Consider the following 11,670-nt stretch of genomic DNA (forward strand, 5'->3'; position numbering starts at 1 on the left):
CTGAAACTCCCCTACTTACTGACCTGACAAGCCGAAGTCATTCACTGACAATGAATGGATTAGGGGGATTTTGTCGAATTTTCCGTTCACCCAACAAATCCTGACAAAGGTATGAAAAAACTATCACTGGCAGATGACAGTCTTCTAACAATCATGCGTATCACCCTCATCCAATGGTTTCTGGTCTGTGCTTTAGCCGGAATTTCGTGGGCGCGCGATGGGAGGGCTCAACAGCTCCTCGATCAGCGAATTACAATTCTGATTGAGGGTCAGAATGTTAAAAAAGTGCTGCACCAAATTGAAAAACAGGTTGATGCCCGATTTGTATTTAGCCCTGAACTGATTCAATCGAATCGTAAAATATCCGTGCGTAGCCAGGCCGAACCGCTGGCCGACGTACTCAATCGGGTCTTAAAACCGCTCCAGTTAACGTATGAAGTAAGCGGAAGTAACATCATTATCAAACCCGATCATCCGGCAAAATCTGCCCAGCTCGACGAAGCCCAGGCCGTGCTACCCAGTGTACCCGAAGTAGCCGTACGTACGGTTTCGGGAACCGTCTCCGATCCCGGTGGCGAAACCCTGCCCGGTGTCAATGTTCTGGTCAAAGGCACCCAGAAAGGTACGACAACCGACGCTCAGGGTCAGTTTAAGATCGACATGACCGATACCGAAACAACGCTGGTTTTCAGCTTTGTAGGTTATTTGAAACAGGAGGTTGTGGTCGGCAATCAGTCAACGCTGGCCGTCATTCTGTCGACCGATAATAAATCGCTGGCCGAAGTGGTTGTGGTTGGTTATGGTACACAAAAACGCTCCGACGTAACAGCAGCCATTGCTTCGGTACCGATGGGCGAAGTGAAAGATATGCCCGTATCGAACGTTGCTACGGCTTTGCAGGGCAAAATTCCGGGTGTTGTTATCCAGCAAAGCAGTGGCGCACCCGGCAGTGCGCCAACCATCAAGGTCAGAGGGTTTGGTTCCATCAGCGCGGGGACATCACCGCTGGTCGTTGTCGATGGAAACATTGTTGGTGCCGGGGTATTCGGTTTGCTCAATAGCGTTGATATCGAAAGCATCGACGTATTGAAAGATGCCTCTTCCACCGCTATTTATGGTTCCAAAGGATCTAACGGTGTGCTGCTTGTTACCACCAAACGGGGTAAATCAGGACGCACACTGGTGAATTTCGACGTGTATACGGGCTTTCAGGAAGTAACGAAGAAAATCGACCTTCTCAACTCGCAGCAATACGCCGAATTTGCCAAAGAAGGGTCAAATAATGCTTACCTCGACAATGTTCCGGGCGCAAAAATTACTGACCCAAACAGCGTTCGACCAGCGAGTTACCTTCGCTATCGCTACCCACGGGGCGACCTGTTCGACTGGTTTAACTACGATGATCCGGCCAAAGTAGCCAACCTGCCTTATACCGACTTTCAGGATCTGATTTATCGAAAAGCCAAAATGAGCAGCTACCAGCTTTCGGTATCGGGCGGAAACGAAAAAGCGCGTTATCTGGTCAGTGGAAGCTATATGAAACAGGATGGTATTATCCTGAAATCGGGCCTCGATCGGTATATTTTTCGGGCCAATGTTGAAGTAAACTTATTGCCGACATTGAAGGTAGGGCTGAATCTGAATCCGTCATACCGTACCACACAGGAGGTTACGGCCGAAAATCAATGGTTCAATCAGGGCATTATTACCGCTGCTTTGGCCGCTATACCGATGGCCCCGACCTATGCAGCCGATGGATCGTATTCATCACAACTGGCACTGGCAGCTCCCTACAACCTGCCGGGCGTTACAAACCCGTTGGCAAACATTACCGAATATAGCAGTCCCTATACGTCAGGGAATCTGTTGGGAAATGTGTATGCAGACTATGGCTTCCTGAAAAATTTCAACTACCGGGCATCGGCTAACATTAACTTTAGCGACAATCGCCGAAATACATACCGGACTTCCCGAATGCCACTGAGTAACCTGTTGCCGCCTACTACAGCTATGGGAACAGCCTATTCCGATCAGGGCCTGAGCTGGCTTTTCAATCAGGTAGTCGGCTACAATAAAACCATTAAATCGGTCCACAACATTGAAGCACTGGTGGGTATGGAAGCCACCTCGACCAAGTTTCAGTCGAGCAGTGCATCGGGGAGTTCCTACGCCAATGATGTGGTCGAAACGCTGAATGCCAGCGCTACAGGTTCAACCACAACGGCCTGGTCATTCAAATCGGCCAATGCATCGGTTTCGTACTTTGCCCGGGCTAATTACAACTACAAAGGCAAGTACCTGGCCAACCTCTCTGTTCGTCGCGATGGGTCGTCCATTTTCGGTCCCGAAAATCGCTGGGGTACGTTTCCGGCCGGTTCGCTGGGCTGGCGTGTCAGCGAAGAGTCGTTTATGAAAGACATTCGGGCAATCTCGGAAACAAAGCTCAGGGTTAGCTATGGCCTTTCGGGAAACAACGCCTTTTCGGATAATTATCCGTATGTGGCCCTGCTGCGACCCGACAACTACAGCTTCAACAATAACCTGATCAACGGATTAGCCCCGTCGTCATTAGCGAACTCGAAACTGGGTTGGGAAAAAAACCAGCAATTCGACGCTGGTGTCGATCTTGGTTTGTTCAATAACCGCATTTATCTGATCGTCGATTATTACCATCGGATTACCAAAGACCTGCTTCTATCGGTCAATGTACCGTCGCTTACGGGCTTCACAACGGCCTACAAGAACATTGGCAAAATGGAGAATAAAGGCTGGGAGTTTGGTATTAACACCCGCAACTTCACCAAAGGATTTATCTGGAACACAACGCTCAATATTTCCTTCAATCGGAATAAAGTGCTGGCGTTGGGGCCCAACGGTGATCCCATCCGGACAGCCAGTGGCAGCATTAGCGACCTCAATATTACGCAGATCGGCGCACCCATCGGTAGTTTTTATGGCTACAAGCAACTCGGCATTTTCCAGAATCAGGCGGATCTGGATGCCAATCCGCACGATGCTACGTCCAAACCCGGTGATGTAAAATATGCGGATATCGATGGAGATGGCAAAATCACGGCCAACGACCGGACAATTCTGGGAAACAACCAGCCCGACTTTATTTATGGTTTCACCAATTCGTTCAGCTACAAAGGTTTCGATCTGAACATTGCCATACAGGGAACGCAGGGCGGCAAAATTCTGAATCTGGGTCGCCGGTATTTCGACAACATGGAAGGCAATCAGAACCAGTTGACTACGGCTCTGCATCGCTGGCGTTCGGAGAGTGATCCGGGCGATGGCATCACGCCACGGGCGAACGAACGAACCACTGGTAACAACAACGCCATTTCATCGCGCTGGGTAGAAGATGCCAGTTATGTGCGGATTCAGAACGTTAGCTTAGGTTATCGGCTGCCAACAACCCTGCTCAGCAAGGTCAAACTTCAACAGGTACGGGTGTACGTATCTGCACAGAACCTGTATACCTGGACGAAGTATCTGAACTACAACCCCGAAGTGAGCAACTATGAAAGTCCGCTATCGGCTGGTATCGATTATGGCGCTTACCCGCTGGCTCGTACGCTCACGTTTGGTATCAGTGCAGGATTTTAAATCAGGTTTTTCTCAGAAACCCGTGCCACAGTTTCAGTGAGAATCCGACAATTAACCAACGCATTCGCAATCATGAAGACCTATAAAATCCTTACGACTCTGCTGATTTCGCTGACGATCTGTTCATGCAGTCAGCAATTTCTGGACTTAAAACCCATTTCGAACGCCACAACCGACAATTTCTACAAGACGGGCGACGATATCCGAAACGCCGTGAGTGGTAGCTATGCGGCTCTACAGGCCGACGGTGTTGCAGGAAATAGCTATGTATTCGCCGAAATAGCTTCCGATAATACTTTGCCGGTGGCGTCGGGGTCAATCACCGATCAGGATGAATTCGACCGTTTCTATATTAAAACGACCAATCCGTACATAAATGGTCGCTGGAATGATAGCTACACGGCCATTGCCCGCTACAACACGATTCTGGATAAAATTGGCGGTATCACCATGGACGAAAGTCTGAAGAGCCGCAACATTGGTGAAATTAAGTTTCTGCGGGCGTTGATCTATTTTAATCTGGTGCAAACGTTCGGCGATGTACCGCTGGTTACCAAGGCCATCAATGATCCTGACGAAGGCTACGCCTACTCCCGGAATCCAAAAACGGAGGTTTATGCGCAAATTGAGAAAGATCTCGCCGATGCCGAAGGCGCCTTGCCGGTTTCCTACACGGGTGTCGATATTGGGCGGGCAACCAAGGGTGCCGCCAGGGCCCTCTTAGGCAAAGTCTATCTTACAGAAAAAAAATATGCGCAGGCGGTTGCCAAACTCAAAGAAGTCATTGATCTGAACGTGTATACCATTCTGCCGAGCTACGCCGACGTGTTCAAAGTGAGCAATAAAAATCACAAAGAATCGGTTTTCGATGTGCAGTACAAATCGGGTGGATCGGGTGAAGGCAACCCCTGGCCCAACTTGTTTGCTCCCCAAAACTCGGGTAATTCAGTCATTGCGTTTAGTGGCAACGGCAACAACCAACCCACCGATGATTTGATAAAGGCTTTTGAAACGGGTGATGTACGCAAAGACGTTTCGCTGGCTACGTCCTACGTCAACGCAAGCGGGCAGACGGTACAGGCTAACTATGTAAAAAAGTATTTCGATACACCAGTTGTCAACAACGACAATGGGAACAACATTCCGATCATTCGCTACGCCGACGTGCTGCTGATGTACGCCGAAAGCCTGAACGAAGTCGGTTATCAGGCAACGGGTGAAGCGCTGACGTACCTGAATCTGATTCGGAGTCGGGCTGGCCTGAAACCTAAAACCGCGACCGACATTCCTGATCAGCAGTCGTTCCGGCTGGCGATGGAACAGGAACGACGCGTAGAGTTTGCGTTTGAAGGCCAACGTTGGTATGATCTCGTTCGCACCGGGCGGGCGGTTACGGTGATGAATAGCAAAAAAGACCAGATTCGGCTGGTCAATGTACTGACCAACAACAATCTGGTTTTCCCCATTCCACAGAGCCAGATTGACATCAATAAAGACAAAATCAAGCAAAATCCTGGGTATTAAACCGATATACTGGCCTTTTATAGGCAACTCTTACAAGGCCAGCCTAACTTAATCAATAAGCGAATGAACAGACGGGAAGCAGTAACGCACGTAGCCTGGATACTCGGAGGAGTATTTTCGGCCCCAACTCTACAGGCCATGAACCGCTGGGAACAGATTGGCAGCCAGGCCACTGCTCTTCGCCAATCAGGTTCATTTCTGACTGAAACGCAGCATGAGATCATGGCTCGCGTTGCTGAACTGATCATTCCACGCACCGATACCCCCGGAGCCATCGATGCGGGTGTGCCCGATTTCATGGAGGTTATGCTTCGCGACTGCTACCGAAAGCCCGCTCAGGATACGTTTTTGGCCGGAGTAGGCGCACTGGAACAGAAAGGCTTCCTGAAGTTATCGGCCGATCAGCAAACGGCCCTTCTAAAACAGGTCGAAGCGGAAGCGCAGAAAACTAGTGATTCGTCGTTCTGGCTCATCACCAAAGAGTTGACTCTCCTTGGCTATTACACCTCCGAAGTGGGCGTTAAAGCATCGTTCGATTACCAGCCAATACCGGGGCGATTCGAAGCGATTAAAATCAAACCGGGGCAAAAAGATTTCATGTACGGCAATCAGGCCTAATCACTGAACATCACCCTGTCAACGTCCGTTGCGGCAATCCTTCACTCTTTCACCCATTTGAACACGATGAACCTGAATATCAAAGCAGATAAAGCCCAGACCTACGATGCCATTGTTGTTGGATCGGGGATGACCGGGGGCTGGGCCGCTAAAGAACTGACCGAAAAAGGCCTGAAAGTACTGGTGCTCGAACGAGGCTATGAACTCAAGCACGTCGAAGATTACAAAACGGCCATGAAAGATCCGTGGGAGTTCGAGCATCGCGGCAAAATACCCATTGTGGCCGCCGAAGAGCATTATGCGACCATGTACTTTTCGGCCAAGGAAGGTTCGCAATACCTCTATAGCAACGACAAGGAAAATCCATACATCCAGAAGCGGCCTTTCAACTGGATTCGAGCCTACCATACGGGCGGGAAATCACTGTTGTGGGGCAAGCATACCTACCGCTGGAATCGCGAAGATTTTCTGGCGAATGCGAAACAGGGGCTTGGTGTAGACTGGCCGATCCGGTACGATGACCTCATTCCCTGGTACAATTACGTCGAAAAGTTTGTGGGAATCAGTGGCCAGGCCGAAGGATTAGCGGTGTTGCCCGACAGCAATTTCCTGCCGCCCATGGCCATGACCGCGCCCGAAATTCATCTAAAAAAATCGGTAGCCCAGAAACTGAATCGCCCGATCACCATTGGTAGGGTTGCCCACCTGACCAAGCCTCAGCCGTGGCATACCGCCGTTGGCCGGGCTAGCTGTCAGTTCCGAAACCGGTGTTCGCGCGGCTGCCCGTTTGGCGCGTATTTCAGCTCACTGGCTGCAACGATACCGGCGGCTCGACAGACCAATCGGCTCACCATCGTGCACAATGCGATCGTCAAGGAAATTATTCTGGACGATAAAGCCCAGAAAGCCAAAGGCGTACGGGTTATTGATCAGAACACGCTGGAAGTGCGTGAGTTCTACGCCAAACTGATTTTCCTGAATGCCGGAACCATTGGCTCTACGTCTATCCTGATGAATTCGAAATCGGCCCGTTTTCCGAATGGGCTCGGCAACGACAGCGATCAGCTAGGTCGTAACCTGATGGATCATCACCTGGCCATTGGTGCGCGGGCCGACATCGAAGGATTCGAAGACGACTACTTTTTTGGGGCGCGGCCGGGCAGTTTGTACATACCCCGTTTCCGAAACTGGGGCAACGACAAACGCGATTACCTGCGGGGCTTTGGGTATCAGGGTGGAGCCTCCCGCGCCGACTGGTCACGAGGGGCAACGGAAACGGGCTTTGGCGCTGACTTCAAGAAGAAAATGACGCAGCCCGGCCCCTGGAAAATTAACCTTAGCGGGTTCGGCGAAGTGCTTCCCAATCCAAACAACCGCTTTTACCTCAGCGAAGATCAGAAAGACAAATGGGGGCTACCTCAGATCGTTTTCGATGCTGATTTTGGCGAAAATGAACGGGCCATGCGCAAAGATATCATGAACGATGGGGCGGAAATGCTCGAAGCGGCTGGCTTCAAAAATGTGGTTCCTTACGACAATCCCGTCGCACACATGGGCCTGGGCATTCACGAAATGGGAACGGCCCGCATGGGTAAAGATCCAAAAACGTCGGTGCTCAATAAATTCAATCAGGTACACGCCTGCAAAAATGTATTCGTCACCGATGGATCAGCAATGACTTCGGCCTCAAATGTAAATCCTTCGCTGACCTACATGGCGCTGACGGCTCGGGCAGCCAGCTATGCGGTCGAGCAGTTAAAAGCCAGAAGCCTTTGAGTTGTTCGGCATAGCCCTGGTTTGACTATGCCGAACAACAAACTATACCAACTGATGAAAAGGCAATACATTATTTTTTGGGTTTGCGTGCTGGTGTCTTTCCCGCCGTTTGTGTTCGCACAGGCAACAGGCGGCAAGAATGCTCAGGTAGCCATTAGCTTCGATACAAGCAGCAAACCGCTTCGTTTTGGAGTAGATCACCTGGAGAAAGCACTTCAACAGGCTGGTCAATCCGTCAGGACAGAGGCACGTACAACGCAGGCAAAAACAGGGAATATCACGATTCAGGTACGGCCCGCCCAGGCTGAGCCAACGATTCGCGAGGAGGGCTACCGAATTAGTTACCAGGCCGGGCAGCTTCAGCTAACGGCCGTCGATCCGGTGGGAGCGATGTATGCCGCTTTAGATGTCGCGGAGCAGATCAGCATGGGTAAAACCTGGAAGACACTGGCCTCTAAGACCGTAAACCCTCACTTTACCGTACGCGCTCTGAAAGTCAATTTACCGTGGTCGTCCTACCGCTCCGGTCCAGCAATGGAGGTGCATACGGACGTGTGTAAAGATTTGACATACTGGCAGAAGCTACTGGACCAGATGGCCGAAAACCATTTTAACGTACTGTCACTCTGGAACATCCATCCGTTTCCGTTCATGGTAAAGCCCACTAACTTCCCCGAAGCCAATAGCTTTTCCGACAAGGAAATGGCCGAGTGGAAACAGTTGTGGACCGCTTTGTTTCGAATGGCCAAAGAGCGGGGCGTCGAACCGTATATTGTCAACTGGAATATTGCCGTATCGCCCGAATTTGCGAAACATTACGGCGTTAACGAACGAAACGATACCTCAGCTATCGTGAAGCGATACACCCGCGAAGTCGTTACGCAGGTGATCAACGAATACCCTGATCTGGCGGGTATCGGCATTACGCTGGCCGACTGGATGAGCAATTTTAAGGCCGAAGGATCGACCTTGCCCGACATGACGCCCAAAGACCGGGAAGATTGGCTGGAAGAAACCATTGTAGCGGGAATTAAAGCAGCCAACCGCCCTGTCAAATTCCTGCACCGATCGGTGCTCTCTGCCGATCCGGCCGAAATGCGACGCGTCATCAATAAGGCCCATCTGCCTGATACGACCCTGGTCGAAATTAAATTCAACTGGTCGCATGGGCACTCGACACCGGTGCTTGCCTTAACGCACGACTCCCATTCCGGCAAGCGCGATGATGGCTACTGGAATCCTACACCCACAAATTACCGCATTCAGTGGATGATTCGGAACGAGGATTTTTTCATTCTCCGCTGGGGGCAGCCCGATTTTATCCGTCGGCATGTTGCGCAAAATACGGCTCCCTATGTCAATGGCTATTTCGTGGGTTCAGAAGGGTATATTCCGGCCAGAGATTATTCGCACGTTGCCAACGCCCACCGTACCTGGAACTACGCGTTTGAGAAGCAATGGTTGTTCTATCAACTCTGGGGACGTCTGTTGTACGATCCCACAACGCCCGATGCCGTATTTGAAGCCAGCTTTGCAAACCGATACGCGCTTAAATCGGGCAAGCCGATGGTAGAGGCCAGTGCGGCAGCGAGCCAAATGCCATTGCGGTTGGCATCCTTTTTCGGATCGACCTGGGATTATACGCTGTATTCAGAAGGATTTCTGTCGCCATTCCCGGCCAGCAAAGGCTTTCAGGACAATGTTTCTTCCTTCATTTCGATCAACGAATTAATTGATCATCAGACCTTAGACCCCGCTTATTTATCCATCAAAGACTACGTTATGTCGGTTCAGGAAAAGAAACCGATTTCGACCGACAAAGTAAGCCCATTAGCGCTGGCCGATTTACTCGACGCCGACAGTAAAACGGTTCTCACGCGTGTCCAGCAACTACGGCCGGGCTCCTCTCCTACGTTAGCCTGCGAACTGGCAGATCTGGAAACCTGGGCGTATCTAAGCCGTTATTTTGCCGATAAACTCCGCGCCGGGGTGGCCTTGCAGACGTACCGGATTTCTCAGAATAAAGCCCAGCAACAGCAGGCAATTGACTTATTAACGAAGTGTCGGGATCACTGGCAAAAGGTCAGCGAAATCACGGCCAGTCACTACCACGAAGTACCTTATATTGAAGGGTATGTATCGAAAGAAAACGCCTATAAGGACGCGAAACGCTTTTTCTGGCCGAATTATCTGCCACAGGTTGAACGCGACATCCGACTAGCAGAAGAAGCCAGTCTGGTCGGTAAACAGTGATAAAATCAAATACCAGAATGAAATTATACCACAAAGCCACGTACTCTGTTTAACTTGCTAACCGGTTCAACGAAATGGTTTCTGCTAATCATGTAATGAATTCCGCCGTTCAACAGGAAGACGAAACAAGCTGGTGGCTACGGCTCCTGCGTGGAGAACCGAACGCATTGGCTTTCTTTTATGAAAGGTATGCCGACTGGTTGTTAAAATACGGTCTATCGGTTGCTTACAACCGCGAACTCGTACAGGATTCTGTTCAGGAGCTCTTCATTCAAATCTGGAACCGCCGTGAAAATCTGACCGTCCCTCAGTCAGTCAAGTATTACCTCATGGTTTCGCTGCGCCGAATTATTCTAAAAGATGTCATGAGCGCGCGGCTCACCACCGACCTGTTTCCTGATCATACCCTCGCTGTCGATGATCAGCCGGGTGTTGACTTTGAGGAAGTTGCAGAAGCAAACGTTCGAAAATTGCAGGCCGCCGTCCGGGCATTACCCCCTCGGCAGCAGGAGGTTATCTTCCTCCGCTTTTTCGACAAAATGAGCTACGAGGAAATAACAGGGCTCACCGGCCTTGATTATCAGGTACTTCGAAACACGATCCACCGCGCCATCAAAGCGCTCCGACAGGCACTCATTCATAACATTGATTTGTTGCTGCCTTTTTTTCTTATATCTGCCATTTAACTGATTATCAAACAGTTAAATGATTTTGTTTATTTTTTAGAAAAATTTTCCTTTTTCGGAGGTTACGAAAACCGATTTCGGCTTTCTATGTACTCGTAGCCACACACAGCCTTCTCTTTATTTTTTTGTTATGAACTATCCTGACTTTAACGAAGAAGATTTTGCTGCCGACGATTTTTTTCAGCGATGGGTTCTTGAACAGGACATCGAAAGCGAATCGTTCTGGCAAAACTGGCTGGTCGACCATCCAGAAAAGCGGTTGATCGTCAAGAAGGCACAATGGATTGTTCAGAATGTCTCCTTCACCGAAACATGGAGTCCGGCTGAGCGGGCAGCGATGTGGCAGACCATACAGGCGAATCTAATTCAGAACATAAAAGAAGAGGCTCCTGTTATCCCGCTTTGGCGCCGATTGGGCTGGGTCGCAGCAGCCAGTATTGTTCTGGTGCTCGGGAGTGTAGGGCTGTTTTATTCGCGCTGGAGCGATCAGGAAATCAGGACTTCATTTGGTGAAATGCGCCAGATTAAGTTAGCCGATGGGTCAACCGTAACGCTGAATGCCAACTCAACCCTAAAGGTTGCCAATGACTTTTTAGAAAAACCCAGCCGGGAAGTCTGGATTGAAGGTGAGGCCTTCTTTGACGTTACCAAACGAATTGTGAAAGCCGGGAAAGTGCCGTTTGTTGTGCACGCCAACAACCTGACCATCCAGGTGTTAGGCACTGCCTTCAACGTGATTAACCGCCGGGAAAAGATTGACATCGCACTGGAACACGGTTCCGTAAAAGTGGTCGATGAGCAGAATACGACGAATGCCGTAGTACTTAAACCCGGCGAAAAGGTAAGCCGAGTTGCCCAAAAAGCCCCGCTGGTGAAACAGGCGATCCAGATTGAAGACTATACGTCGTGGAAAGAAAAAGTTATTCTCTTCAAACAGAAGTCGTTGACCGAGCTCGCCGAGATGATGAAAGATATGTATGATATCGACGTAGTGATCGACAATCCGGCCCTAAAACAGGAAACGTTTACGGGCTCATTCCCCGCCGACTCGGCCGAGGTCTTCTTTGACAAGCTCGAAAAAATGTATCCCATTGCTATTCATAAGGATGGAAAAGTTTTTCACCTGAAGTGATAAAAAAATCCCGCCCTGATGCTTGAGGTCTTGCCGGACGAGTAGCATAAGGACGGGCGTAATCAATTG

The 11,670-nt window shown here is 50.1% G+C and carries 7 protein-coding genes; all 7 read left to right on the forward strand.

Annotated features, from left to right (window positions below; all coding sequences use genetic code 11):
* The first annotated feature begins 111 nt into the window (after nt 1-111).
* The 7 genes from G8759_RS32280 (at nt 112) to G8759_RS32310 (ending at nt 11,601) form a co-directional block, all read left to right on the forward strand.
* Entirely contained in the window at nt 112-3,612 is a 3,501-nt protein-coding gene (locus tag G8759_RS32280) for a TonB-dependent receptor (RefSeq protein ID WP_232074035.1), read from the forward strand.
* 72 nt (nt 3,613-3,684) lie between these two features.
* Nucleotides 3,685-5,136 carry a RagB/SusD family nutrient uptake outer membrane protein gene (locus G8759_RS32285; protein ID WP_167217392.1) on the forward strand — a complete coding sequence of 484 codons (1,452 nt, stop codon included), beginning with the start codon at nt 3,685-3,687 and terminating at the stop codon, nt 5,134-5,136.
* 63 nt (nt 5,137-5,199) lie between these two features.
* Complete coding sequence (locus G8759_RS32290; protein WP_167217394.1) at nt 5,200-5,754, forward strand: gluconate 2-dehydrogenase subunit 3 family protein; 555 nt, start codon at nt 5,200-5,202, stop codon at nt 5,752-5,754.
* A 66-nt stretch (nt 5,755-5,820) separates the two neighbouring features.
* Nucleotides 5,821-7,530 (forward strand): GMC oxidoreductase, encoded by a 1,710-nt coding sequence (locus tag G8759_RS32295; RefSeq protein WP_167217396.1) that lies wholly within the window; start codon nt 5,821-5,823, stop codon nt 7,528-7,530.
* Nucleotides 7,531-7,584: 54 nt separating this feature from the next.
* A complete protein-coding gene (locus G8759_RS32300; protein ID WP_167217398.1) occupies nt 7,585-9,783 on the forward strand; it encodes a hypothetical protein in 2,199 nt (732 codons plus the stop codon).
* A 95-nt stretch (nt 9,784-9,878) separates the two neighbouring features.
* Nucleotides 9,879-10,469 carry an RNA polymerase sigma factor gene (locus G8759_RS32305; protein WP_167217400.1) on the forward strand — a complete coding sequence of 197 codons (591 nt, stop codon included), beginning with the start codon at nt 9,879-9,881 and terminating at the stop codon, nt 10,467-10,469.
* A gap of 130 nt (nt 10,470-10,599) precedes the next feature.
* On the forward strand, nt 10,600-11,601 hold the full coding sequence (locus tag G8759_RS32310) for a FecR family protein (RefSeq protein WP_167217402.1): 1,002 nt from the start codon (nt 10,600-10,602) through the stop codon (nt 11,599-11,601).
* The last annotated feature ends 69 nt before the right edge of the window (nt 11,602-11,670 follow it).

Origin of the sequence: Spirosoma aureum (assembly GCF_011604685.1) — a bacterium.
Classification (GTDB): Bacteria; Bacteroidota; Bacteroidia; order Cytophagales; family Spirosomataceae; genus Spirosoma; species Spirosoma aureum.

Bases quoted from the DNA above. Each gene is read 5' to 3' on its own strand.
- G8759_RS32280 (WP_232074035.1), top strand. From the start codon at position 112: ATGAAAAAACTATCACTGGCAGATGACAGTCTTCTAACAATCATGCGT.
- G8759_RS32285 (WP_167217392.1), top strand. From the start codon at position 3,685: ATGAAGACCTATAAAATCCTTACGACTCTGCTGATTTCGCTGACGATC.
- G8759_RS32290 (WP_167217394.1), top strand. From the start codon at position 5,200: ATGAACAGACGGGAAGCAGTAACGCACGTAGCCTGGATACTCGGAGGA.
- G8759_RS32295 (WP_167217396.1), top strand. From the start codon at position 5,821: ATGAACCTGAATATCAAAGCAGATAAAGCCCAGACCTACGATGCCATT.
- G8759_RS32300 (WP_167217398.1), top strand. From the start codon at position 7,585: ATGAAAAGGCAATACATTATTTTTTGGGTTTGCGTGCTGGTGTCTTTC.
- G8759_RS32305 (WP_167217400.1), top strand. From the start codon at position 9,879: ATGAATTCCGCCGTTCAACAGGAAGACGAAACAAGCTGGTGGCTACGG.
- G8759_RS32310 (WP_167217402.1), top strand. From the start codon at position 10,600: ATGAACTATCCTGACTTTAACGAAGAAGATTTTGCTGCCGACGATTTT.